Origin of the sequence: Acinetobacter sp. NIPH 817 (genome assembly GCF_000368405.1) — a bacterium.
Classification (GTDB): Bacteria; Pseudomonadota; Gammaproteobacteria; order Pseudomonadales; family Moraxellaceae; genus Acinetobacter.
On record NZ_KB849420.1, the window covers coordinates 2,403,536 to 2,430,041 of the forward strand.

At 38.5% G+C, this 26,506-nt stretch carries 22 protein-coding genes and 1 pseudogene; 7 read left to right on the forward strand and 16 right to left on the reverse strand.

Annotation, left to right across the window (positions count from 1 at the left end; genetic code table 11):
• From nuoL to ndhC, 11 genes are all read right to left on the reverse strand, one after another.
• The gene (gene nuoL / locus F968_RS14995; protein ID WP_004794316.1) at positions 1–1,890 is read right to left on the reverse strand and encodes an NADH-quinone oxidoreductase subunit L; all 1,890 of its coding nucleotides are present in this window, start codon (positions 1,888–1,890) and stop codon (positions 1–3) included.
• Entirely contained in the window at positions 1,887–2,195 is a 309-nt protein-coding gene (gene nuoK / locus F968_RS15000) for an NADH-quinone oxidoreductase subunit NuoK (RefSeq protein ID WP_000529822.1), read from the reverse strand. Before nuoK ends, nuoL begins: the two co-directional genes overlap by 4 nt.
• Entirely contained in the window at positions 2,195–2,713 is a 519-nt protein-coding gene (nuoJ, locus tag F968_RS15005; RefSeq protein WP_014205902.1) for an NADH-quinone oxidoreductase subunit J, read from the reverse strand. Before nuoJ ends, nuoK begins: the two co-directional genes overlap by 1 nt.
• Positions 2,713–3,255, reverse strand: a complete 543-nt coding sequence (nuoI, locus tag F968_RS15010; RefSeq protein WP_004794319.1) for an NADH-quinone oxidoreductase subunit NuoI — start codon at positions 3,253–3,255, stop codon at positions 2,713–2,715. Before nuoI ends, nuoJ begins: the two co-directional genes overlap by 1 nt.
• Positions 3,256–3,273: 18 nt before the next feature.
• Positions 3,274–4,290, reverse strand: a complete 1,017-nt coding sequence (nuoH, locus tag F968_RS15015; protein ID WP_004794321.1) for an NADH-quinone oxidoreductase subunit NuoH — start codon at positions 4,288–4,290, stop codon at positions 3,274–3,276.
• Positions 4,291–4,293: 3 nt separating this feature from the next.
• The gene (gene nuoG, locus F968_RS15020) at positions 4,294–6,978 is read right to left on the reverse strand and encodes an NADH-quinone oxidoreductase subunit NuoG (RefSeq protein WP_004794324.1); all 2,685 of its coding nucleotides are present in this window, start codon (positions 6,976–6,978) and stop codon (positions 4,294–4,296) included.
• An 11-nt stretch (positions 6,979–6,989) separates the two neighbouring features.
• Positions 6,990–8,321: an NADH-quinone oxidoreductase subunit NuoF gene (gene nuoF, locus F968_RS15025; protein WP_004794326.1), complete on the reverse strand. Its 1,332-nt coding sequence runs from the start codon at positions 8,319–8,321 to the stop codon at positions 6,990–6,992.
• Positions 8,318–8,827, reverse strand: coding sequence for an NADH-quinone oxidoreductase subunit NuoE (gene nuoE / locus F968_RS15030; RefSeq protein ID WP_004794328.1), 510 nt, complete (start codon positions 8,825–8,827; stop codon positions 8,318–8,320). Before nuoE ends, nuoF begins: the two co-directional genes overlap by 4 nt.
• A 13-nt stretch (positions 8,828–8,840) precedes the next feature.
• Positions 8,841–10,628 (reverse strand): NADH-quinone oxidoreductase subunit C/D, encoded by a 1,788-nt coding sequence (gene nuoC / locus F968_RS15035; protein ID WP_004794331.1) that lies wholly within the window; start codon positions 10,626–10,628, stop codon positions 8,841–8,843.
• An 84-nt stretch (positions 10,629–10,712) separates the two neighbouring features.
• Positions 10,713–11,390, reverse strand: coding sequence for a NuoB/complex I 20 kDa subunit family protein (locus F968_RS15040; protein WP_002050353.1), 678 nt, complete (start codon positions 11,388–11,390; stop codon positions 10,713–10,715).
• A gap of 6 nt (positions 11,391–11,396) precedes the next feature.
• On the reverse strand, positions 11,397–11,948 hold the full coding sequence (gene ndhC, locus F968_RS15045; protein WP_003653481.1) for an NADH-quinone oxidoreductase subunit A: 552 nt from the start codon (positions 11,946–11,948) through the stop codon (positions 11,397–11,399).
• Positions 11,949–12,372: 424 nt separating this feature from the next.
• On the opposite strand from ndhC, the gene F968_RS15050 reads away from it, so the two are divergent.
• Positions 12,373–13,791, forward strand: a complete 1,419-nt coding sequence (locus tag F968_RS15050) for a GGDEF domain-containing protein (RefSeq protein ID WP_004794333.1) — start codon at positions 12,373–12,375, stop codon at positions 13,789–13,791.
• A gap of 91 nt (positions 13,792–13,882) precedes the next feature.
• Complete coding sequence (locus F968_RS15055; RefSeq protein ID WP_002120022.1) at positions 13,883–14,236, forward strand: hypothetical protein; 354 nt, start codon at positions 13,883–13,885, stop codon at positions 14,234–14,236.
• 22 nt (positions 14,237–14,258) lie between these two features.
• Here F968_RS15055 and bfmS read toward each other — a convergent pair whose 3' ends face one another.
• From bfmS to F968_RS20680, 3 genes and pseudogenes are all read right to left on the reverse strand, one after another.
• Positions 14,259–15,908 carry a sensor histidine kinase BfmS gene (bfmS, locus tag F968_RS15060; protein ID WP_004794337.1) on the reverse strand — a complete coding sequence of 550 codons (1,650 nt, stop codon included), beginning with the start codon at positions 15,906–15,908 and terminating at the stop codon, positions 14,259–14,261.
• Positions 15,909–15,940: 32 nt separating this feature from the next.
• Positions 15,941–16,657 (reverse strand): response regulator transcription factor BfmR, encoded by a 717-nt coding sequence (bfmR, locus tag F968_RS15065; protein ID WP_003653488.1) that lies wholly within the window; start codon positions 16,655–16,657, stop codon positions 15,941–15,943.
• Positions 16,654–16,837: pseudogene (locus F968_RS20680) on the reverse strand (hypothetical protein). Before F968_RS20680 ends, bfmR begins: the two are co-directional and overlap by 4 nt.
• A gap of 353 nt (positions 16,838–17,190) precedes the next feature.
• On the opposite strand from F968_RS20680, the gene F968_RS15070 reads away from it, so the two are divergent.
• The 3 genes from F968_RS15070 to F968_RS15075 all read left to right on the forward strand — a co-directional run bounded on the left by F968_RS15070 (position 17,191) and on the right by F968_RS15075 (position 22,163).
• A complete protein-coding gene (locus F968_RS15070; RefSeq protein ID WP_004794340.1) occupies positions 17,191–20,022 on the forward strand; it encodes a ribonucleoside-diphosphate reductase subunit alpha in 2,832 nt (943 codons plus the stop codon).
• Between the two features lie 54 nt (positions 20,023–20,076).
• A complete protein-coding gene (locus tag F968_RS19955; protein WP_081399559.1) occupies positions 20,077–20,208 on the forward strand; it encodes a preprotein translocase subunit YajC in 132 nt (43 codons plus the stop codon).
• 671 nt (positions 20,209–20,879) lie between these two features.
• Complete coding sequence (locus F968_RS15075; protein ID WP_004794344.1) at positions 20,880–22,163, forward strand: ribonucleotide-diphosphate reductase subunit beta; 1,284 nt, start codon at positions 20,880–20,882, stop codon at positions 22,161–22,163.
• Between the two features lie 702 nt (positions 22,164–22,865).
• Here F968_RS15075 and F968_RS15085 read toward each other — a convergent pair.
• Positions 22,866–23,450, reverse strand: coding sequence for a recombinase family protein (locus F968_RS15085; protein WP_004794350.1), 585 nt, complete (start codon positions 23,448–23,450; stop codon positions 22,866–22,868).
• Positions 23,451–24,251: 801 nt separating this feature from the next.
• On the opposite strand from F968_RS15085, the gene F968_RS15090 reads away from it, so the two are divergent.
• Entirely contained in the window at positions 24,252–24,839 is a 588-nt protein-coding gene (locus F968_RS15090; protein WP_034596371.1) for a recombinase family protein, read from the forward strand.
• Positions 24,840–25,414: 575 nt separating this feature from the next.
• Positions 25,415–25,783, forward strand: coding sequence for a hypothetical protein (locus F968_RS15095; protein WP_004794354.1), 369 nt, complete (start codon positions 25,415–25,417; stop codon positions 25,781–25,783).
• Between the two features lie 91 nt (positions 25,784–25,874).
• On the opposite strand, the gene F968_RS15100 is transcribed toward F968_RS15095, so the two are convergent.
• Positions 25,875–26,282, reverse strand: coding sequence for a hypothetical protein (locus tag F968_RS15100; protein WP_004794355.1), 408 nt, complete (start codon positions 26,280–26,282; stop codon positions 25,875–25,877).
• Positions 26,283–26,506 lie beyond the last annotated feature (224 nt).

Here is a 26,506-nt window from a genome sequence, read left to right on the forward strand (position 1 = left end):
TTATTTCCCCACTACCTGAATAACGATCAAGATCATCAATAACACCACTACACCGAGTGACATACTTGATGCGTATTCACGCAATGAACCGGTTTGACGTGAGCTTGTAAAACTGTTTCCGCCTTTAACAAGTGCAGGAAGAACTAACCACAAACTGTCAATCGGGTCACGGCCAAAGATTTTGGCGAAGAATAAATAAGGTTTAACAAAAACGATGTCATACAATGCATCAAAACCAAAAGCGGTACGGCAAATATGTGCCAAACCTGAACCCAAACTTGTTTGAGCAAATGATTTCACTGCACCATAAGCAAATGTAAATAATGCTATACCAACAACTAAACCAACTAGCGCAATTCCTACTGCTAAATGCTCTGCCCCATGCATGCCTTCAACGAATTGTTCAGCCACATGGAATTCAGGAATTTTTGCAGTATTAAGAATACCAGCTACAGGTGCTTTTAATACGGCACCAACAAAAGTAGACAGTACAGCTAAAATGCCCAATGGAGCCCAGTAAGTTGCACCTTTAATTTCATGGTAAGGCGTGTTTTCTTGACCAAAGAATACAACCCAGATTAAACGGAATGTATAGATTGAAGTCAGGAATGCACCTGCTACACCCACCCAATATAAAGTGTGATATAGAGCAACTGATTGACCTTGTACCCAAACTTCACCAAGAATCGCATCTTTAGAGAAGAAGCCAATGGTCAAGAATGGAATCGCTGCTAATGCACCGCCACCAATCGCGAAACAAGCAAACAGGAATTTGTTACGTTTGAACAAACCACCCATTTTGAAGATGTTTTGCTCGTGGTGGTAAGCCAAAATCACCGCGCCAGAAGACAAGAACAATAATGCCTTAAAGAATGCGTGAGCCAACATGTGGAATAAGCCAGCTTGATACGCTTCCGCACCTACAGCCATAAACATATAACCTAACTGACTCATTGTTGAGTAAGCCAAAATACGTTTGATGTCTGTTTGAACGAGTGCAGCAAAACCTGCAACTAACAAAGTTACCGCGCCAGTTACTGAAATGAATTGCATCACTTCAGGAGCAAGTTCAAATACGCTGAATAGACGACAGCATAAGTACACACCAGCCGTTACCATTGTTGCAGCGTGGATCAATGCTGAAACAGGTGTTGGACCTGCCATTGCATCTGCCAACCATGTTTGCAATGGAATTTGCGCAGATTTACCAGCAGCCCCCAAGAACAACATTAATGCAGTCCAGATCGTAAGAGACGAACTCTTCGTCATTACTTCTGCTGCGTGTTCAACGATGTACTGAGTATTCAGCGTGCCAAATTGTTGGTAAAGCAAGAATAAAGCGATAAGTAAGAATACGTCACCTACGCGGGTAACTGTAAATGCTTTGATCGCAGCCCAACCATTTGCAGGGTTTGCATAATAGAAACCGATCAGCAAATAAGAGCAAAGACCTACACCTTCCCAACCTAAGAATAACAACGCTAAGTTGTCGCCCAATACAAGCACAAGCATGCTGGCAACAAACAGGTTGAAATAAGAGAAGAAACGCGCATAACCTTCTTCACCACGCATGTACCATGATGCAAAGATATGGATTAAGAAACCAACACCTGTCACCATGCCCATCATGAGTAAAGATAAGCCATCTAAATGTAAGCTAATGCCTGGTGCAAAACCACCAACATTGAACCATGTCCACAGATTTTGAACAAAAACTTGCTGACCACTTGTGGTAAATGCCATTCCAGCAATCAATGCAAATAATGCAGATAAACCTACAGAACCTACACCAATAATTGCTGCAACATTTTCAGAGAGTTTGTCTCGTCCCGCCGCCAATAAAATAAAACCGATTAGCGGAAATAATACTGTTAGATATAAATAACTCATCCGCGCATCTCACTAGCAGCATCCACATCCAAATGATGGAAGCGATGATAGAACTGAAGGACAATCGCAAGACCGATACATGCCTCTGCTGCTGCAAGGGTCAAAATCAGGATGAACATCACTTGTCCATCTGGTTGTGCCCATACGCTACCCGCAAGAACAAATGCCAATGCTGCAGCATTCATCATGATCTCAAGGCTCATTAACATAAATAATAGGTTGCGTCGCACCATTACACCGTAAAAACCGAGTGCAAAAAGGATGGTTGCAACAATCAAACCATGTTCTAAAGGAATCTGGCCCATTATTCTTTTTCCTCTTCTGCACCTGGTTCACGTTTACCTAAGTGGTATGCTGCAACAAGGGCTGCTAGCAATAACATCGCGGCAACTTCAACCAATAATAAATAGTGAGTAAAGAGTGCTTGACCAACTACTTTTGGTCCAATCACTTGTGCCCCAAGCGGTGCTGAAATAGTAGTGTATTCACCACCAAGCATCCAAACTAAAAGCAAGCCGAGTAAGAAACTCATGAGTGCTGGATATGCCCAAGCATCTGAAGAAAGCCATTTACGTTCTTGTTCAACAGTGTGTTGACCTAAGTTAAGCATCATCACAACGAATACGAACAGAACCATAATTGCTCCGGCATAGACGATGATTTCAAGAGCACCTGCAAAAGGCGCCCCCACGATCATGAAAATACCAGCAACAGCAAGCAATGAAACAATTAGACTAAGTAAAGCGTGTACAGGGTTCGTGTTAGTCACTACACGAACCGTAGAAACGATGGCCACGAGTGCCATCAAATAAAACGGCCACATCATGGTAATAGACTCCGTACATCGATTGGTGCACTTTCTTTTTGTGCTTGACCTTTCTCTTTACCGTTAATCGCCATACCCGTTACACGGTAGAAGTTGTAGTCTGGGTATTTTCCCGGACCTGAAATGAGTAAGTTTTCTTTCTCATAAACAAGGTCTTGACGTACGTATTCGCCTAACTCGAAGTCTGGTGTGAGCTGAATTGCAGTGGTTGGACAAGCTTCTTCACACATACCGCAGAAAATACAACGTGAAAAGTTGATGCGGAAAAATTCCGGATACCAACGTCCATCTTCTGTTTCTGCTTTTTGTAGTGAGATACAGCCAACTGGACACGCAACCGCACATAGGTTACATGCCACACAACGCTCTTCCCCATCTGGGTCACGCGTTAACACAATACGACCACGAAAGCGTGGCGGCACAATCTGTTCAGCCGGTACTTCTGGATATAAAATCGTGTCACGTTTACGCGTTACATGGCTAAATACCATAAACAACGAACGTACAATCGATCCGAATCCAGCTAGAAATTTATACATTTTGTACTCCCTGCTGTCCTAGGCCTGATTCATCAGAATCACAGCACCAGTCACTAACAAGTTGACCAACGCCAATGGCAAACAAATTTTCCAACCAAAGTTCATGACTTGGTCATAACGTGGACGCATTAAAGAACCACGAGCCAAAACAAACATCATTACAAAAAATGCTGTTTTAATCACGAACCAGAATACTGGCGGAACAAATGGAATTTCTAAATTGAATGGTGCTAACCAACCACCGAAGAATAAAGTTACGATCAATGCAGAAATAAGTACCACGTTGACATATTCAGCAACGAAGAACATACCCCATTTCATACCACCATATTCAACATGGTAACCTTCAGCCAATTCTTGTTCTGCTTCTGGTTGGTCAAATGGATGACGGTGAGTTACCGCAACACCAGCAACCACAAAAATCAAGAAACCTAAGAATTGTGGAATAACGAACCAAACATCGCGTTGTGCTTCAACAATTTCACGAAGGTTAAATGAGCCTGCAATTGCAACCACACCCATTAATGAGATACCCAAGAACACTTCATAAGAAATGGTTTGAGCAGCCGAACGTAAACCACCAAGCAATGAGTATTTGTTATTTGAAGCCCAGCCACCAAACAATACTGCATAGACTGCAATACCAGCCATTGCCATGAAGAACAACAAACCGATACTCATGTCGGCAACACCCAGTGAAGGACTCACCGGGATTACCATGAATGAAAGAACCGCTGTTGCCATTGCAACAGCTGGTGCTAAACGGAATGTAAGTTTGTCAGCAAATTTTGGTGTCCAGTCTTCTTTGAACATGATCTTAAGCATGTCGGCAACGATCTGGAACATACCACCAGGACCAACACGGTTCGGACCATAACGGTCTTGCCACCAAGCAAGTAAACGACGTTCAATAAAAGACATCAACGCTGCAACTAAAACAACAACAAGCAAAATCACAACTGCTTGAACTACAGCGTAGGCGATTGGCCAGCTCTCAGCCCAAAGTGGCGTTTGACGTATAATTTCTTGATTCATGAATTACACTCCTAAAGCCACTGAAACAGGCTCAGCTAGTGACACCATTGGAGCTAAACCAACTGGGTAACCAATATAACCTGTAGGTAAATATTCAATTACTTGTACAGGCAAGCTCACACTGGTTTCGCCTGCTTTTACAGTAATGCGTTGACCTTCTTGAAGGTTCAAACGAGTTGCATCTTGTTCGCCCACTGCAAACATAGCTTCTGGAATACGAGTTTCCATTGCAGGTGTTTTAATAGTGAATTCACCAGAACCAAAAATATGATGCATAGGTACTAAGCGGAAACTTTCAGGGTTTGCAACTACCGCTACTGGAGCTACATAGCTACGTGCAGGGCGTTTTGCCAAGCGATCGAATAAACGAACACCTGAATCACCACCTTTTAAGTGACCACCTACTTCATCTTGGTATTTGTTCCAAGATTGTGGAGAGTTCCAGCCCGGAGCCCATGCAAACGGTACTAATGATGATGCTTTTTGCGGACCAACATAACCTTCCATTGAGAATGTTAATGCTGAATCTGGATCGGTAGGCTGTTTCGGTTCATGAACTGATAACGGCGCACGCATCGCTGTACGACCTGAATAACGACGTGGTTCACGCGCAATTTTCAAACCATGTACACGGTAACCAGCATCAGGTGCCACATCTTGAATTGCTTCAAGTACTGGTACATTTTTCACAATGCTTTCAATCACATCATCAAGCAATGTCCAATCTACAGCTTTACCTTTAATGCCAGTTTCAATGGCATGTAACCAGCGCCATGATTCTTTAATTGCATATTCAGGCTTGTAGTAACTTGGATCGTAAACTTGATAGAAGCGCTGTGCACGACCTTCTTGGCTTACAACAGTACCGTCACCTTCTGCAAAGCTTGCTGCTGAAAGAACGATATCAGCCTGTTTCACAGTTTCAGTTTCACTGTGATCAAGCACGATTACTGTTTCAGCTTTATCTAGTGCAGCTTTTACTTGAGCAGCAGGTAAACGACGGAACAAGTCATTTTCAACAATAACAAGTGTGTCGTAGTCTTGAGCAAATGCTTGTTCAAGGCTTAAGCCACCAAACAATGCCAAGCCCATAGAGTTCACTTCAGGAACCACAAGACTTAAACCAGCTTTAGAACCTAAGTTCTGAGTCAACTCAGCCGCAGCTTCCATAATAGAAGCATCTTGTAAACTTGTGCCCGCAATGATTAATGGTTTGTTTGCTGTTTTTAAAGTGTCAGCAATAGTTTGAGCGAATGCTTTTGCATCGTCATCCAGACCAATTAATACATCACCTTTCACTGCTGCTGCTACGGCAAAGCCTAAACGTGCAATATCATTTGGAGAAGCAACAACTTCACCAGTTGCGACGTCGGCAAGACGAGTTTGAGTTGCAGCCAAGATATAGATCGGAGATTTTGCTTCTTGACCAATACGTTGTACAGGTTCAGCCAACCAATCTGGAGTACGTGTTTTCGCAGCCATTTCGCGAGCTTTGTTTTTCGCAGCTTGGCGAACAGACAATGCCATACGTGGAGCAGTTTGAGTCAGGTCTTCACCTAAAATCAGAACAGCATCGTAGCTTTCAATTTCACGCATGTTCGGGTTGTAAATACCCTCGGTTTGCATGATAGATGCAGCAAGCTCAACAAGTTTTTGCTCTTTTTGTGCAACACCAGTTGAGTAATTTGCCTGACCTACAAGCTCACGTAATGCGTAGTTCGATTCCAAGCTTGCGCGAGGAGAACCAATACCCAAGACTTTTTTGCCTTGAAGTTTTGCAATCGTTTGATCTAAAGCTTGATCAACAGAAACAGTTGCAACAGTTTCACCGTTACGGAACTGAGGCTGACGTGGACGGTCTGCACGGTTTACATAACCTGTGCCAAAACGACCTTTATCACAAAGGAAGTACTGGTTAACCGAACCATTAAAACGGTTTTCTACGCGACGGATTTCACCATAACGTTCACCCGGAGAAATGTTACAACCAGAAGAACAGCCTTGACACACACTTGGTGCATATTGCATATCCCACTTACGGTTATAACGCTCTGAATGAGTCTTATCAGTGAATACACCTGTTGGACATACTTCAGTCAAGTTACCCGAGAATTCAGATTCTAAAGTACCTGATTCTGGACGACCAAAGTAAACACGAGATGCATTGGCATACACACCAAAGTCTGTCCCGCCCGCATAATCTTTGTAGTAACGAACACAACGGTAACAAGCAATACAGCGGTTCATTTCATGCGCAATGAATGAGCCGAGTTCTTGGTTGTAATGCGTACGTTTTGTGAAACGATAACGACGACGGTCATGACCCGTCATTACAGTCATATCTTGTAAGTGACAGTGACCACCCTCTTCACAGACTGGACAGTCGTGCGGGTGATTCGTCATCAAAAATTCAACAATAGATGCACGGAAATCCGTTGCTTCTTTGTCTTCAATTGAGATATAGGTATTGTCAGATGCTGGTGTCATGCAAGACATGACCAAACGACCACGCGTATCTTCTGGATTCGCATATTGCGTAACAGCACATTGACGGCAAGAACCAACCGAACCTAAGGATGGATGCCAACAAAAATATGGGATGTCGATGCCCAGACTCAAACATGCTTGTAGCAAGTTTTCCGAGCCGTTGACTTCATACGATTTTCCATCGACATGAATTGTAGCCATAGTCGAATTCCTTAAGCTTGTTCTACGTTGCTGGTTTGCACGACAGGACGAGTCGTCACTTTCGCTTCAAACTCACCACGGAAATGTTTGAGTGCGCCCATAAGCGGCTCCATCGCACCTGGTGCGTGGGCACAGAAAGTTTTACCAATCCATAATTTACGAGTCAATTCTTGTAAATGGTCGATATCTTCTTTCTTACCTTCGCCTGCTTCAAGTGCTTTAAGCGCTTTAACAGCCCATGGCAAACCATCACGACATGGTGTACAGAAACCACATGATTCACGCGCAAAGAACTCTTCTAAGTTACGAGTGAGCGATACCATGCACTGGGTTTCATCTACAACCATCAATAAACATGTTCCCAAACGAGAACCTGCTTTCATAATCGTGTCTGCATCCATTGGTAAATCAATAGTATCTGCTGGTAAAAAGTCAGTTGAAGCACCGCCCGGTAACCATGCTTTAAGCTTTAAGCCTTCTCGCATACCACCAGCATGATCTTCAATCACTTCACGTGCAGTTGTACCAAATGGCAATTCCCAAAGACCTGGGAATTTCACTTTACCTGACGCACCATAAATTTTAGTGCCTGGGTCTTTTGATTTACCTGCTGATAAACCGATATACCACTCTGGACCACGAAGCATAATTGCTGGCAAGTTGTTATAAGTTTCAACGTTGTTCACAATTGTTGGACGGCCCCATGCTCCTGCAACTTGCGGGAACGGTGGCTTAGTACGAGGGTTAGCACGACGACCTTCAAGCGAGTTAATCAATGCAGTTTCTTCACCACAGATATAACGCCCTGCACCCGTATGTACATGCAACTCAAAATTCCAGCCAGAACCTAAAATATTTTCGCCTAAATAACCTTTAGCACGAATCTGTTCTAACGCTTCATTTAGATATTGAGCAGCCTCGATGTATTCACCACGGATAAAGATATAACCTTGAGTTGCTTCTAAGGTATAACCCGCAATTAACATCCCTTCGATCAATTGATGTGGAAGTTTTTCCATCAACAAACGGTCTTTAAAGGTACCCGGTTCCATTTCATCGGCATTACAGATCAAGTAACGTGGACCACCATCATTTGGTGCCATTAATGACCATTTAATACCCGCTGGGAAACCCGCACCACCACGACCTTTTACGGTTGCAGCTTTAATCACGTCTAACACTTCAGCAGGTTTCATGCCTAATGCTTTTTTAAAGCCGGCATAGCCTTCAAGTGCTTCGTAATCATCAGCACCACGAACTTCGTCACGTTTACTTAAACGCCAAGTTAATGGATGAGTTTCTGGATTACCGTCGCCATAAATTGGTTTTGGTTCAGTATTCATACATACTTCTCCAATAACTGTTTGACTGATGTCACTTCAACTAAACCGTGAGTATCTTCATCAATCATTAAAGTTGGGCCTTTGTCGCAGTTGCCTAGGCAGCAAATTGGAAGCAGCGTAAAACGACCATCTGGCGTCGTTTGACCATACTGAATTCCTAATTCGCGCTGGAATGCTTCAGCAAGTGTTTCTGCACCCATCAAGAAGCAAGCAATTGAGTCACAAAGCAAAATCACGTGACGACCTACCGGATGGCGATAGATACGATTGTAAAATGTTGCAACGCCTTCCAAATCAGCAACGCTCATCGACAACAACTGTGCAATAGCATTCATCTGAGCGTCATCTACCCAACCATTACGGCGCTGTACACACTTCAATGCATCCAAAGAGGCTGCACGAGGGTATGGATAGTGACCAATGTGATGTTCGATATCGTGAATTTCGTCCGCAGTCAAAATTCCTTCAACATTCACACGTGGTTTTTTATCAGTCAAAATCATCATTATGTGTTACCTCTTAGCGATCCACGTCAGCCATAACCACGTCAATGGTCGCCAGATAAATGATTAAGTCAGATACCAAACTTCCGTTAATCACTGAAGGCATTTGCTGTAAGTGAGTAAACGTCGGTGTACGAATACGAGTACGATAACTCATCGTCGCTTTATCTGAAGTCAAGTAATAAGTACTTGCGCCTTTAACCACTTCAGTCATAAATGATGACTCGCCCGCTGGCATGACAGGACCCCATGAAACGCTCAAGAAGTGCGTAATCAAGGTTTCAATATCTTGTAATGTCTTATCTTTCGGTGGTGGAACAGCCAATGGATGATCCGCTTTATATGGACCAGAAGGCATGTTATCCAAACACTGTTGAATAATTTTTAACGACTCAGTAATTTCACGGAAGTGAACGAGTACACGTGCATATGCATCGCCTTCATACTCAACTGGCACATCAAAATCGAAGTTTTCATAGCCACTGTATGGACGATATTTACGAACGTCAAAATCAATACCTGTCGCACGCAAACCAGTACCAGTTACACCCCATGCGAGTGCAGATTTGGCATCGTATTGTGCCACGTTACGCGTACGACCAATAAACACAGAGTTTTTTAATGCTGCTGTGTAGTATTCGTTTAAGCGCTTAGGCATCCACTCTAGCAATTCTTTAACAAGCTTTTGCCAGTTGTTTGGAAGGTCATGTGCTGTACCACCAATACGGAACCATGCTGGATGCATACGGTAACCCGTGATTGCTTCAACAATGTCGTAAACTTTTTGACGGTCTGCGAACATATAGAATACTGGCGTCATACCACCGGCATCCTGAATTGCCGTACCACAGAACAATAAGTGGTTATTGATACGGAACAATTCGTTCAACATGACACGAATCACTTGCGCACGTTCAGGAACTTTAATACCGGCCATTTGCTCTACAGCCATTACATACGGCATGTTTTGAGCACAACCACCTAAGTAGTCGACACGGTCAGTATAAGGAATGAAAGAATGCCATGTTTGACGTTCAGCCATCTTTTCCACACCACGGTGGTGATAACCAATATCAGGAACACAGTCCTTCACTTCTTCGCCATCTAACTGCAATACAACACGGAACGCACCATGTGCAGATGGATGGTTAGGACCCAAGTTCAAGAACATGAAGTCTTCGTCAGCGTTACCACGCTTAAGACCCCAGTCTTCTGGCACAAAACGTAAGTGCTCTTGTTCAAAGTCTTGTTTCGCTTTGTCTTGCATGTACGGCGTATATTCTGTCGCACGTGCTGAATATTCTTTACGAAGCGGATGACCTTCCCAGTACGTTGGCAACAAGATACGACGGAGCATTGGATGCCCTTCGAAATTGATACCAAACATATCGTAAGCTTCACGTTCATACCAGTTGGCATTTGGCCAGATATTGGTCGCTGTCGGAAGGTTAAGATCATTTTCGTTCAAGGCAACCTTGATACGAATGTCACTATTACGCTCAAGCGATAATAAATGATAGAACACAGTGAAGTCAGATGCTGGCAAACCATCACGATGAACACGTAAACGCTCATCCATCGCAGATAAGTCAAACAGCATTACATATGGACGTTCCACTTTACGTAGGAACATAAGGACTTCTTGCACGCGTGCGCGCTCAACCCAGACTGTTGGAAACTCTTCAAAAGTCGCCTGCACGTAAAAGTTCTCACCAAATTTGGTTTTGAGTTCTTCTACGATTGCAAATGCTGGGCGTGAATCAACTGGTGTTGACTCTGGCATAGCAATGTCAGTTTCAGCCATTGGCTTGGCTTCCTATTTAATACAAATTCTGTCAATTTTCTCGATGAACATATCGGTTAGATATGTCAAAGCACCGTCAAAAAATTATTTAATCTCATCCATAGAGCGTAAGTTTTTAACGGCAATACGCTGCGCATTCTTACGGTCACGTTCTGGCATCATCTTTGGCTTATACACTGGCTGAAGATCATCACCGATCACGGCAGAAAGCGGGCGTCGCTCTAATTGAATCTGGTCTTGTAAAAGCATTAAAGCTTGAATTAATGCTTCAGGACGAGGCGGACAACCGGGGACGTACACGTCAACAGGAATAATTTTGTCTACACCTTGAACTACTGAATAGATGTCGTACATACCTCCAGAGTTTGCACAAGCACCCATCGAGATGACCCATTTAGGCTCTAACATCTGTTCATACAGACGCTGAATAACTGGTGCCATTTTTACGAAACAGGTTCCTGCAACAATCATCAAGTCAGCTTGACGAGGTGAAGCACGGATAACCTCTGCGCCGAAACGTGACAAGTCATGCACACCTGTTAAGGTCGTTGCATATTCAACGTAACAACAAGAGGTACCAAAGTTAAATGGCCACAAGGAGTTTTTACGCCCCCAGTTTACTGCTGTATGCAAGACATCCTCTAAACGAGTCATGAATACGTTTTTATTCACTTCCTCTTCTAGTGGATCTGTCACGATTTGACGTTCTTGCAATGGGTATTGATCAGCATCCGGATTCGCGCGGGTCAGAGTATATTTCATCCCGACTTACTCCTTTTCAGATGACAATGCAGGTGTAGTTTTTGACTTAACACGACCTGATGATTGAGCTGGAATCTGGCCTGTAGGGTCAGTTACGAGCTCTTCAATAGAGTTAAAGCGTGTAATTTCAGCAATGTTCATTGTTGGCGAACCGATTTTAATCGCCTCACCTGCTGATTTACGGCGATCTGCTGGTGACCAACTTAAAGCACCTACAGAGAAGGCATAAACAAGCGCAATCAATAAATCAACGACAAAGATCACGACAGTGGTATATCCCAACCACCCTACTTCACGCACAGAAGTAGACCATGCATAGAGGTAAAGTGCCTCTAAGTCGAAGACAACAAAGAAAATTGCAACTAAATAGAACTTTGCAGACAGGCGAATGCGAGCGCCACCAGCACTCACGACACCCGATTCAAACTGCTCTTGCTTAGCACGCCCCCACGATTTCCCCCCGAGGAGTAAGGGAACTGTGAGCATAAAGACGCAAAGAAATGTAACGCCGATCACGAAGGCGATAATCGCCCAGTCGTATGGAGTAATGGCACTCATGCGGGGATAACTCCTGGCAGGCCTATTATTTAACAAAGAATGTATGTATTGGCCTTCAAATACACCAAACACAAAATTAATCCCGCCAATTGTACCTGATTTCTAATTTCGCATGCTAGTTGAAGCGTCTTAGTCTTTCGGATGATTTTCTAAACAAAACTATTCTTCTATGGGTTGTAAGGGGGGTTTCACCGCACATAATCGGTTTATTTAATAGTTTTTTTGTTTATGATGATTTTTTTCATTTTTTAATTTTAGAATATTTACACAGTTCATCGACTATTAAGTTTTAATAACTTACTTTTTTATAATATTAGTTTGTTTTTTATTGTATTCAGCTTCTCCTCTGAATTATGATGAATGTTTAGTCATGCATAATATTTTATTACTCTTGGATAAGAGTATTTATCATTAAGGGCAGCTGATGCCATACTCACTTCGTGAATTTTCATTTTTCTCCTCTTTAAAAATTTTTCTCCTGTTTAGCTTCATTATTGCAGTATGTTGTTTTATTGGCATTGCATCTCGCCCTTTAAGCTTTCTCGCATTCTTTTGGCCTGCTAACTCGGTTTTGCTTGGTTTACTCATTCGCTTTCCAAGCACACGTCGATTAAGCTCATTTTTAGGTGCTTATAGCGGCTATGTCGTTGCCGATCTATTTCAGGGTACTCCATTTGCTCTTACACTCGTTTTAACAACGTCAAATTTTCTTTATGTTGTTACTACGTTCGCACTCTACATGTTTTTTAATCAGCATATTAAAGCGGCCTATCGAGGTTATTCTTACCTTTTTTTATTTGCTTTATGCGGAGTAGGAAGCGTAGCAGGTGGATTGTTTGCAGCAACTTTCGTGCCCATGTTTAATACTAAATTTATGCTGGGTGGTTTGTGGGATGAATTTGGCTACTGGTTCACTTCAGAATTGCAAAATGCTTTGCTTCTTTTACCGATCATATTGAACTTACCTCAATATAGTCAGGTAAAACATTATTTTTCAAGAAATCGTGGCTTACAAGCAACCGATCTTTTGCCTTTCGGGGCTGTCCTCATTTCTATTGCAGTCAGTTATTATGACTCTGGTCCCGGTTCGCTACTCTACCCAATTGCTGCACTGATTTGGTGTGCAATTCGCTACAAACCTATTATTGTTGCACTCATTACAAGTCTTACTAGTGCCTACATTATTTATCATGTTTCTGGACATTATCTTTTACTCTATCCAAATGACTATTTCAGCAATACGATTTCAATTCGTATTGGGTTAATCATGATGACGATTGCTCCTCTTACGGTTTCTAGTATTAGCGTTTTACACTCAGAATTAATTCAAAAGCTTCAACACGCGATTGCGCATGATGAGCTAACCTCAAGTCTCACTCGACGCCAATTTTTGCAGTCGGTCAGACTACTTCAAGAAAAAGTGTATAAAGAAAATAAAACCTCAGCCTTTTTCATGCTTGATGTAGACCATTTCAAACAAGTTAATGACAACTACGGTCATCAAATAGGTGATCGCGCCCTACAAACCTGTGTCACTACTATTCAAAATATTTTGCATCCTCATGATTTATTAGGACGATTTGGCGGTGAAGAATTTGCAATTTTCATTGCAGATACTACAAAAGAGAGTGCGTTTGACCTTGCAGAGCAAATACGAATTAAAATTAGTCAGCAACCGATTTATATTTATGGGAAATTACCAATTTTTATACAAGTCAGTATTGGTATAAGTTTATATTCCCCTTCATCACATAGAGCGATTGAAAATTTATTTAAAGAAGCAGATGACGCTTTATACCAAGCAAAACGCCAAGGGCGTAATCGGGTCTTTATATCTTTATAGGTTTTCATTTAATCATCTAGTGTAATGAATTTTATACAATAACCTGTGTTTTGCCATGTATGCTAATAACAGATAATAAGGAGAAAAATGCATGACTCTAGAATATACGCACAAACCAAACTACTACTTGTTTGCTCAGTTACTTGTGCGACATATAGAAAGCTATATTCACAAACATCCAGATGCGAACAATGCAATTTTTGACTTGCGAGATGTCTATGAAATATTTAGACAGGATTTTGCGTCAACGACAACAAACCTAGAAGGTATTTTGCATATTGCAGATGAATATAAAATAGAAACGCTTAATGGAGATCAACCTCTTATTCAAAAATACCAGATTGATGCAAAAAACAATTCATTACTGATCGACTTTAATTCCGATGCGTTGACCAGCTTAAGAAGCGGGAAACCTATTTTGGAACCAGATGCAACTCAATTATAAGTAATGCAATAAAAAAGCACCTTTATGAAGGTGCTTTTTTATTGGCTTTCAAAGGAGGTTGTTTAAAACGTTTCGCAGGCCATGTCATGATAAAGCGAGCTCCACCTAAGGTAGGACTTTCATCTACTTTAATCTCACCACCAAACCAGTAAGCAATACGACTTACAATAGACAATCCTAGGCCATATCCACCTGACGCACGCGTACGACTGTCATCTAAACGAGCAAAGGCTTCAAATACTCTTTGACGATCTTGCTCAGGAATTCCGGCACCATCATCTTCAACACAAACAAAGGCCATGCCATCACTGTGAACACCACCTGTAATACGAACTTTGTTATCACAATAACGAACGGCATTGCCCACCAAGTTTTGAACCACCCGATGTAAATAACGGCGCTCTGCATCCACTTTCAAATAAACAGGAGGAGCAACAAGTTCAATTTCTTTTTGCGTTTTTAAAGCTTCGGTTTCTACCGCAACCTGATCTAATACATCAAATAGCGTAATTTCAGCAAAATCTAATGAAGGTGTACCCTGCTCTAGCTTTGCATAAGTCATGATTTCATCAATTAAAGTATTGAGCGCTTCAATATCTTTATCAATCATATCGACCTGATGCATACGATGATTGTAATCGTCTTCCTCTGCCAACATCTCTGTACCAAAACGGATACGGGCAACCGGTGTTCTAAGCTCATGAGATACAGCTCTCATTAACTCACGCTGAGCCTCAATTAAACGCTGAATATGATCAGACATATTGTTATAACTTGACGCCAAGTTTGCCATTTCATCACTTCCCTCGATAGGAACACGCAATGACAAGTCTCCTGACTTCATACGGTTTAACGCATAACGTACTTGGCGAATTTTACGCTCTAACGGCAAGATCAGACCATAAACACCCAAACTCAATAAGAATAGGCTAAATAAGGTAATTCCGGCAGAAAGCTGTAAAGGCATCCAGTTAAACATTGGAACCGGTCCAAGAACCAGAACTTGTGTAGGATGATTTGGTATTGGAGATACGATTGAAATGGTTGTGCCAAGCATTGTTGCACTATCTTTATACAACATGACACTTTGATCTTGGCGTAAACGACCAATTTGCTCAGAGTCTAGATTAATATCTTGAATATTGTAGATATTAATTGGATATGAAAAATGTTTTTGAATCTTGGCAAGATATTCTTGCTCTTGCCCCGGATAAAACATTAGATAATCAAGTACAAAAATAGGGAGAGCCTTCATTTGGCGCTCACTAATTTTGTCTACTTTTATTGATAAAAAGTGCTGAGGATCGTCACGTAAACCAATAATGATATACGCAATACTATTACTAGCATCGTAACGGACAACAGACTTTTGAGCTTCGATCCGTTTTTTCTCGGTACGAGATAACTCTACCTTGCTTGCATCAGTATAATAAATTGGAAGTTCCAATAAATCTGATGCATCTGAAACCCAGTCTATTTTCTGTTGCTTCCCGGGTTGTCGAGCGACCCCCTCACTAATGACATAAGAAATCCCATCAGTTAAGGATTCACGGTATTCTTGAGCACGTTGATAATTGATAATTTGTACAAGCAAATAACCAAAAACCGCAACCAAAACAACAAGAATTACCAGTCCCGCATAGATTCGCAGGAATATACTGTGTTTAAACACTCGACCAACCTTATAGGAAGTTTATTCAGATCTTATAACCCATTGGTTTCTTTAACGAACAAGTAACCTTTACTACGTACTGTTTTAATACGTTTTGGATTTTCAGGATCATCACCAATTTTTGGACGAATACGTGAAATACGGACATCGATTGAACGGTCCTGACCATCGTATTCAATACCGCGTAAACGTTCGAAGATATCTTCACGCGATAAGATACGGCCAGCATTTGATGCAAGCAACCATAATAGGTCATATTCTGCGCTAGTGAAATCAACAAGCTCACCATGCAGTGTTACAGAACGGCCGCCATTATCAATTACAAGGTCATCAAATTCGATACGCTGTGCAACTTCATCTTCTACAGTTTTATCTGTGCGACGTAATAGTGCACGAATACGCGCTAATAGCACACGTGGTTGAACTGGTTTAGCAACATAGTCATCAGCACCCATTTCAAGACCAAGTACCTGATCCATATCTTCTGTACGTGCAGTTAACATCAAAATCGGTTGATGATAATGTGGACGAACTTCACGGCAAACAGTTAAGCCATCGGCACCCGGCAACATGACATCCAAGACCACTAGATCTGGTTGTTCACTAATAATACGACGAATTGCACGATTACCATCAGTTTCTACACCAACCTCTAAACCGTTGCGAATTAAATATTCTTGAGTTAATCGCGCTAAGCGCTCATCATCTTCAACGATCAGAATCTTTGGTAACTTTTCTTCTTGGCTCATATCATTGCCCCTATAAATCTCGTTTCAATGCATCTTAAAAATCTTGCAGATACATTCGTTTATCATTTGCAATATACACACGTTTACATTGTAAACAAGTAGGCGTTCACCAAACTGATACATGACAATCGTATTTTGTTGCATTTTATTAGCCTTTGAATTTTCACGTGTTTTTAACATTTATTTATTGTTATTAAATTTCATATTCTATTCATATTTCCAATGTATGAATATTAAACAAATTATTTCTCTGTTTAGTTTAAATTTATTTAAGTGTTTGTTTTTTGAGTTATCCACAAACTTATCTATAAGTGTTTTTTAACAGCTTTGCTATGCTATCTCCCATCAAATCATACAGATAAAAAATTACTAAAAAGTCAAGATTGATCTGCTATGAAAAATCCCGTATCTTGTGTTCAAAATAAACTTTAACTACTAAGTCTTGTGTTTATCCCTCAAACATCGTGGCATACTTTTTGCTCGGTTCAAACGGTCTATAAACATAACAAAAGTGACAATGGAGCTATGCTGGCATGAGCGTAATTACTTCGACTCCCGGTCAAATTCAGGTGATCAAACGCACTGGAGATGTTGCTGCATTTGATGCAGAGAAAATTTCTGTTGCGATTGGTAAAGCTTTTCTTGCTGTGGAAGGTCAACAGAGTTCGGATTCAAGCCGTATTCACGACCGTATTACCCAACTGACGGAAATGGTATTAAATACTTTCACTCGTCGTTTACCATCAGGCGGTACGATCCATATTGAAGAAATTCAAGATCAAGTTGAACTTGCTTTAATGCGTACCGGAGAACAGAAAGTTGCCCGCGCTTACGTGATTTACCGCGAACAACGTACTACTGCTCGTCAGCAAACAAACTCAAACCACCATCCTACGTTACAAGTGACCGATGCTAACGGTCAGCTTCAGCCACTTGATTTAAGTGCATTGCAAGCAACTGTAGCGAAAGCAGCTGAAGGTTTGGAAGGTATTGACGTTCAGGCTATTGTCGATGAAACCGTTAAAAACTTATATAACGGCGTAAAAGAGTCTGATATTGCCACTACAATGATGATGGCAACACGTACTCGTATTGAACAAGAACCAAACTATACTTACGTAACTGCACGTTTGCTTTCTAGTGAATTAGTGAGCACAGGTTTAGCATTCTTAGGCTTACCTACAGATACGCCTGAAAACAATGCACTCGAAGCCTTTTTGAAAAAAGGTGTAGAGCTTGACTTGCTTTCACCAGACTTGCTTGATTTCGATTTAGAGAAACTGGCAGCAGCAATTCAGCCAGAACGCTCTAATCAGTTTACCTACTTAGGTTTACAGACTCTATTTGACCGTTACTTCATTCACTCAAACGGCGTTCGCTTCGAATTACCACAATTATTCTTTATGCGTGTGTCGATGGGTCTTGCGTTAAATGAGCAAGATAAAGAAGAACGAGCAATCGAGTTCTATAACTTATTGTCTAGCTTCGACTACATGGCATCTACGCCTACCCTGTTTAACTCAGGTACGTTACGTCCACAGCTTTCTAGTTGTTACTTAACAACTATTGGTGATGACCTTTACGACATTTATGGCGCAATGCGTGACAACGCTATGCTTTCTAAATGGGCTGGTGGTTTAGGGAATGACTGGACACCTGTACGTGCATTGAACTCTTACATTAAGGGTACAAACGGTAAGTCTCAGGGTGTAGTTCCATTCTTGAAAGTTGCGAACGATACAGCTGTTGCCGTAAACCAAGGTGGTAAGCGTAAAGGTGCCGTGTGTGCATACTTAGAAACTTGGCACTTAGACATCGAAGAGTTTTTAGAACTTCGTAAAAACACTGGTGATGACCGTCGCCGTACACACGACATGAACACTGCGAACTGGGTTCCAGACTTGTTTATGCAACGTGTATTTGAAGATGGTGAATGGACACTATTTACCCCTTCTGAAACTCCAGACTTGCACGACTTAACTGGTGCTGAATTTGCTGAGCGTTATGCTTACTATGAGTCTGTAGCGAAAGAAACCAACATGCTACACAAGAAAGTACGTGCTAAAGACTTATGGCGCAAAATGCTTTCTATGTTGTTTGAAACTGGTCACCCGTGGATTACGTTCAAAGATGTATGTAACTTACGTTCACCACAACAACATGTTGGTGTAGTTCACTCATCTAACTTATGTACTGAAATTACCTTGAATACAAATCAAGACGAAATTGCAGTATGTAACTTGGGCTCAATCAACCTTGTACAACACGTTCAAGGTGGTGTGTTAGACCGTGAGAAGTTAGCTCGCACAATTAAAACAGCAGTACGCATGCTCGATAACGTTATCGACATTAACTACTACGCTGTACCACAAGCGAAAAACTCGAACTTGAAACACCGCCCAGTGGGTATGGGTATCATGGGCTTCCAAGATGCTCTATATGAAATGAACATCGCTTACGGTTCAGATGCTGCTATTGATTTTGCTGATGAATCAATGGAAGTGATTAGCTACTACGCGATTGAAACTTCAAGCAACTTGGCTGTTGAACGTGGTTCTTACTCAACATTTAAAGGTTCACTGTGGGATCAAGGTATCCTTCCAATCGACTCTTTAGAAATTGTTGCGAAATCTCGTCCAGAGCGCATGTTCGAAGTTGACCGTACTCAACGTTTAGACTGGGACACTTTACGTGCCAAAGTTCAAAAAGACGGTATGCGTAACTCAAACGTGATGGCGATTGCTCCTACTGCAACCATCTCTAACATTTGTGGTGTTTCTCAGTCTATTGAGCCAACATTCCAGAACTTATATGTGAAATCTAACTTGTCTGGTGAGTTCACTGTAATTAACCCATACCTCGTTCGTGCATTAAAAGATCGTGGTCTTTGGGACACAGTGATGGTTAATGACTTGAAACACTTTGAAGGTTCAGTACAAAAAATTGCTCGTATTCCTGAAGAATTAAAAGCAATCTTTGCTACTGCGTTTGAAGTAGATACACGTTGGATCGTTGATGCTGCATCACGCCGTCAAAAGTGGATTGATCAAGCTCAGTCTCTTAACCTTTACATCTCTGGTGCAAATGGTAAGAAACTTGACATCACTTACAAGATGGCATGGTTACGTGGTCTTAAGACGACTTATTACCTCCGAGCTTTAGGCGCAACTTCTGCTGAAAAATCTACAATCAACACAGGTGCTTTAAACGCAGTGAAACCTGCGACTGTTGAAGCAGCGGCAGTTGCTGCCCCTGTTGTAGAAGCGAAGAAACCAGAAGCTGTTGAAGAAGATGGTTTTACCCAAGCAGCTCCAGTTCCAATGGCTTGTTCAATCGACAACCCAGATTGTGAAGCTTGCCAATAACATTCAATAAAATTGCTCTTTTTCACTAAAGAGCAATTTTAAGAGGTAAAGATTATGCTTTTTCATCTCAGCCATAACTATATGCTTGGTGTTGGAGTTTTAATCTTTGCCTTTCTTTTCTTTTATATACCATTGATTTACGCATTTTTCACAATACGTAAGCAACAGCGTAAGCAAAATAAGTAGTTTTATAAAAAAGAATTACTCATTTTGATTATGTAGAAGTACACAATCAAATCTAAATTTAAAATTGTAGATGTTTATAGCAGTTTAGAATTTAGAAAGATTTGAGAAAAATGTTGGGGATATTGGCGTATCCCCCCCATCAATCTCAGATAACCGAGAATACGGTTGACTGATAGCTTTCTTGTCAGAAAGTAAAACGAATATTCGTTCACTTTGGGCTATGAGTCAACTGTTAATTTTCACCCATTAACTAACACTTTGTTTTAAGGAGCATTAAAGATGCAACTAGAAATAAGTAATAACTCCCCCCAATTTGAAGGAATATTTTATGCCTCTATGGTGTTTAAGCTACGATTTAAGAAATAAGCCTCGCTCTAATTATTCCAAAATATATCAATCACTTAGGAATTATGATTGCGAGAGATTACAACAATCGATTTGGTTGCTTCGTACTTCGAAATCGATTGATGAAATTACAAATGATTTTAGGCATTGTGTTGATCAGAGTGACCGTCTAGCGGTTTTTCCAATCGACCAAAATTTGTTAAACGTTTTAAAGGAGTAAATACCCCTACCATTCATTAGTGATAATAAATGGTTTTGAAATAAAGAGAGGATTATAATCTTCTCTTTATTTCAGGGGTTCATTACTTACTAAGTAGGAGAATCCCATGTCCATTTTAAGTTGGGACGATTTTGAAGATGATTCGCAAAAACCGGCTGCACCTGAACACAAGTCTGCGCCCATCCAACCGGAAAAAACGTCTGATTCGCAGAATGTATCTGCTGCGCAGTCATCATCGCAGAGCGTGGCAGCTTCACAATCCGCTGGAACCCATTCCGTGCGACCAACAGTTGCCTCCGATACGGTGGCTAGAGCCTCTGCAGCCTTAGAACACTTAGATGTTGCCCCTGGCCTTGAAGAGCTAGAAATGGGCGCGCAACGTGTTCAAGTTGACGACAAAGCAATGATTAACTGTCGTGCGGACTTGAACCAGCTTGTTCCATTTAAATATGAGTGGGCTTGGCAGAAGTATCTTGACGGGTGTGCAAACCACTGGATGCCGCAAGAAGTAAACATGAACCTAGACATCGCGCTTTGGAAGTCTGAAAACGGCTTAACTGAAGATGAGCGTACGATTGTTATGCGTTCTTTAGGTTTCTTCTCGACTGCGGACTCTTTGGTTGCAAACAACTTAGTATTGGCAATTTACCGCCACATTACTAACCCTGAATGCCGTCAGTACATTTTGCGTCAAGCATTTGAAGAAGCGATTCACACTCACGCTTACCAATACTGTATCGAATCTTTAGGTATGGATGAAGGCGAAGTCTTCAACATGTACCGTGAAGTTCCATCTGTTGCTCGTAAAGCAGCGTGGGGATTGAAATATACTCAATCTTTAACTGACCCTAATTTCCACACAGGTACACCTGAAAACGACCAACGTTTACTTCGTAACTTGATCGCGTTCTACTGTGTTCTTGAAGGGATCTTCTTCTATTGTGGCTTTACTCAAATTTTGAGTATGGGTCGTCGTAACAAGATGAACGGTGTTGCTGAGCAGTTCCAATACATCTTGCGTGATGAGTCTATGCACTTGAACTTTGGTATCGACATGATTAACCAAATCAAGATTGAGAACCCTCACCTTTGGAGTGCTGAATTCCAACAAGAAGTGGTTCAAATGATTGTTGAAGGCACAATGCTTGAAATCGAATATGCGCGTGACACTATGCCACGTGGCGTATTGGGTATGAACGCAAGCATGATGGAAGAATATTTGAAATTCATCTGTAACCGTCGTTTAGCTCAGTTAGGTTTACCAGAGCAGTTTGCTGGTGTAACTAACCCATTTGCGTGGATGTCTGAGATGATGGACTTGCGTAAAGAGAAGAACTTCTTTGAAACTCGCGTAACTGACTACCAAACTGGTGGTGCTTTAAGCTGGTAAGTTTAAGCATCTGCTGAATAAAAAACCGCTATCTATAGCGGTTTTTTTATTTAAGACATATTTCATTAAATTAGAAAAATAGCAGATAAAATAAATAACAAAATCAACAATATATAAATTTAAATTTATATTAATTTCAACTGGATAAAATAAGTATTTTTAATATTCAGACACTAACAACCACAAATCCAAAACATATTATAGACAATAAGAGCTGGAGCATTTACAGGATAAGTACCACTATCCAGCACCTTATATAACCTGCTCTTATATTTAATAGTTAATAATTTTTCCTTTCGACTAACCACTAGACCAACTCTATAAATAAAATAAATAGAATCATTATTAGTTATTCGTCTATATACAAACTGTACAGAATCTTCTTTTTGAATTTTTGAATGATCAACTACAATAAAACCATTACATCTAGAGCACTTCCATTTCTCTAAATCAATACTCTTATCCATATTTAATTTTACCAGATCATAAAAATCAACTAAATAGATAACTTTTAATAAATTAAAATTATTTTATACAACACATACAACAATATGAATAAAAAATAAAAATATCAATATGAATTTAATTTTAAAATTAATTTTTAATTTAATATGCATTAAATTAAAAATTAAAACACAATTTAATACGTAACAAAAAATAAATCATTTCAATCTATTATTAGATTTAATATTACTCACAAAATTAATCATTGGATTTTTCAATTACTCTTTGTATTACAGTCCTTGAAACAGCAAGATCCTTAGCTAAAGAATATACAGTAAATCCTTTTTTAAATTTATTAATAACATCCTGTTTTTGAGAATCCGTTAATTTTTCAGGTCTACCTACCTTTTTAGATAATCTATGATTTTTTTGTGTAACTTGATTAGATATAAAAAGCTTTTCAAAAGCAATGCAAATTTCTATAAAATGGATAAAGTTATTTTTAATATCTTCTTTCAATTCAAAATTCGCATAATCCAATATAATTAATTTAATTTTCATTTTCTCAATTAAGATAACTGTAGATAATATTTCTTGAAAACTATTCCCAAGACAATCAATCCCTTTAACAATGAGAAAATCACCTTCTTCCAAGGAATAGTTAATTAGATTAAAAAAAATATTCCTTATAGCAATAGATTTATCTACTGCTACCAATTCAAAAATTACTCTATTGGGATGAACTTTATGATTAAAGCTTTCTAGTAAGGAAATAAAAGATTCTTTTTCTTTTCCTAGATCTTCAATATTTGAATTTGTTCGTATATATGCATAAATACGCATAGCTCCCCCCTATCCCTTAGAGCGAAGTGAAGTATGTCTACTAAAGTAAATTAAAAATATACTCTTAGTTCTTCACTTATTGATTGTTATATAATTAGTTTATTAATTTCATAGTTTTATAGTAGTGTAATAATTTTCATATTTCTACTATTTTAAAAGCTCAACCATCACAACAATTAAAAATATAATATTTTAAAACATTATATAAATAACAAATTAGTAAAAAAGTACTTTAATATTTAAATTTAGATCTTATAAAGTAATATAAGAATATTATAAATAGAGACAAAACGAAAAAATAAATGATATAAATTTAAAAATTAAGAAAATTTAAAATTATAACTTTTCATAAATCATTATACGAAGATGTTTTAAAACCTGCATTTTATTTTAATAAATTTAAACATAAAGTAAAAATAAAAAACACTTATTTATCATAAAGATATTAAAAAAAATAACATTACATCATTAGCCATATGCTACTTTTTTATGTTATATATATTCAAATTAATCCAGTAAAAAAATAAAGCTAGATTTTAATATTAGATTAATATTAAATTTAGAAAGACTTAGTAACAAGGTAATTAAACATGAAAAAAAATACCCACAACAAACTCATAAAATTCATAACTAATATAATAATGATCAAAAAATCTGATGAACAGTGATGCTTTAACTATGCATTTAATTAATATGTTTTAAACACTGTATAGTACACTTTTGTGATTTAGTTCATGTTTTTTTTAAAAAAATAAGATGCTAAGATTTGTTTTGTTTTTGTTTAATTTTGGTGTTTTTAATATGCGTACATATGCCTATGTTAGAATAGAGCCTAATTTGCAATTTGAATTTTCTAGATATATCTCCTTTTTTAGTGAGTATGGTTATAAGATTCAAAAGAATAGATTAGTAGTAGAAGAAGTATCTGTTGATAAATCTATTATTTATAGAGATAAATTTCTTAACTTAATAAGTTATTCATTAGAAGAAGGCGATATTTTAGTGATAAAAAGCATGGATTGCTTGGGTAATAGTTTTGAAGAAATTTTAGGGATAGTTGATAAAATTGATCAAAAAAAAATCCGACTAATTTGCTTGGATTATTCTAAAAATGAAATTAATGGTGATTTGAAAATTTTCTTCCTCCATTTTCTCAAATTATCAGCCGAATTTGAGAAGTTGTTCAAGTCGGACAATAAGAGGTTGAAGGATCAAAAACCAACAAGAAAAGTTGGTCGGCCAGAAATATTAAATAATGAACAAAAAAATAGAGTAATTGAACTATTTAAGAAAGGTTATAGTGTCTATTCACTCGCTAAAGAATTTTCAGTTACAAGAACAGTAATTCAAAGGATTTTAAATAATGCAACGAAAGGTAATGCATTGTAATCATTAATTTTTTTAACTTTAGACTCTATTATATGCACATGGAATAATATAAAAAGGAAAGTAATGATTAATTTAGTTTTAATAAGTATTAGACTACCAAGTATACTTAATTCGAGATAATATTAAATTTCAAGCCCAGAAAAATATGTTCAACCCTTTGAAATTAAATAATATTTTACGATCTAAATTTAGAAATAGTTTATTATAAATTACTTTTTCCTATGATTTGTTAAAAGTAATTTTTAAACTTTCTATCATAATTATTTCCCTATAGAATAATTACTAAATAGAGGTGTGCTCAATAAGTACAAATAATACTTATTTTCAATATATTAAAAAAAATATTTTATATATTTACTATTGATTATGTTATATTTACATCGTAGAGTTATTTTGCATAAATTTAAATGATCCAATTATCAAGAAAATCTTGACAATCAAAATCAATTTAAAACACTGACTTAACAATTCAACCATTTGAAATTTATAAATTTTAGCTTTAAAAAAGCGATTTTATGCTTTTAAAGCATTTGTTATGAAAATTTATTTATTTTAAAATATGATAAATATTTAATATGAATGATATTTTTTTGAATTTTTTAATAGGCTCAACAACAGGTAAGATTTATATTCCCACAGGAATTGGACCTTTTCCAACAATTATTATTTTTGATACAGGTTTAATGAAAAGTACAAAAACTTATGCTAACTTCTATGCAAAAAGAATGAAAGAAATAGGTTTTTCTGTTTTTATAGTAAAATTAAATAAAAAAGATGAAATAGGTACTATAATAGAGTTTATTTTAAGTCATAATGAAGTAAATATTAATAAGCTATATTTAATAAAAATTGAAAAAAACAAACTAATAGATTCCAATATAGAATTATATAAAGATTATTTTCAAGCTATCGCATCAATCAATTGCTTTAGTTTAAATAGCTAATGGATTTAAAGACAAGATCTTAAAATTATTTGAATAATTCATAAAAAAACTAAGCTACCTAAAGCTTAGTCTACTTTTTTATACTTAGTTATCAAAAACCATGGCTGACAGATGATTTAGAAACGTAAATTGAATTTTGTGGGTTCGCATCTTCTACCCAACACGATTTAGAGACATTAATCTTCTCACCACTTACTAAAGTAATCTTTGTCTGTTTCACATCGCTACTAACATCACTCGCTGCATAGTAATGATGTTTATCACAAATCACTGTTTTCTTATGATTACTTGCATATTGAGTAGCTTTATCTGTTGTAACTTCACCAGTACCTAAGCTAGGATGGCCTGATTTTTCTGCTATCAAATACAATTTATGACTAGCAATGGTATTAATAGAAGCTGGCGAATAAACTGATTGATGCCCATATGGCTGATTAACACATCCTATCAAGATTAGTGTCAATGTAAGTACGAGCTGAGTTAGAATTAAATTCTTCATTAATTTTAATCCTCATGTTAAATATTTAAATATCCATTTTCATAAAATCCCTCTTAAAATAAATTTTATAGAATTAGGATTATCAACAATAGATATATCAATAAAATAATTTTAAGTGAAATTTAATCTTACCCTTTTAAATTAGGATAAAAGAAATCAATATAATTCCAAGTTCTCTATTAATTAAGAAGAGTCCACCTCCTAAAAGGCGGTGGACTTAGTGA